The organism is Pseudoalteromonas sp. S558, assembly GCF_005886635.1.
Lineage (GTDB): Bacteria > Pseudomonadota > Gammaproteobacteria > Enterobacterales > Alteromonadaceae > Pseudoalteromonas > Pseudoalteromonas aliena.
In genome coordinates, this window is record NZ_PNDU01000427.1 from 1 (window position 1) to 564 (window position 564).

General features: G+C 41.0%; 1 protein-coding gene. It reads left to right on the plus strand.

From position 1 onward, the window contains the following. A partial coding sequence (locus CWB66_RS20400; protein WP_502705303.1) for a transposase occupies positions 1-564 on the plus strand: 564 nt, incomplete at both ends.

Genomic DNA, 564 nt, shown 5'->3' on the forward strand with positions numbered 1-564 from the left:
TAAAAAGTACTACCACTGTATATCACGATGTGTACGCCGTGCATTTTTATGTGGTGAAGACCATTTTACGGGTCAATCTTTTGAGCATCGACGAGGGTGGGTTGAAGATAAGTTACTCGCATTAGCCAAGGTGTTTTGTATTGATGTCTGTGCTTATGCTGTTATGAGTAACCACACCCATTTAGTCATGTATGTTGATGATAAAAAAGCGAATCGGCTGAATGACAAAGCGATTGTTATTCGCTGGCATAAACTCTGTAAAGGCACATTGTTAACGCAGAAATACGTACAAGGTGAAAAGCTAAGTAAAGCTGAACTTATCTTTTTTAATCAAACGGTAAAGGAATATCGAGAGCGTCTATCAAGTATTAGTTGGTTTATGCGGGTGTTAAATGAAGACATTGCGCGCAGGGCAAATAAAGAAGACAACTGCACTGGCCGTTTTTGGGAGGGACGATTTAGTTCACAAGCATTATTAGATGAAGCCGCATTGGCGGCCTGCATGGCGTATGTAGACTTAAATCCCATTAGAGCCAAAATGGCTAACACCCCAGAAGAATCTGA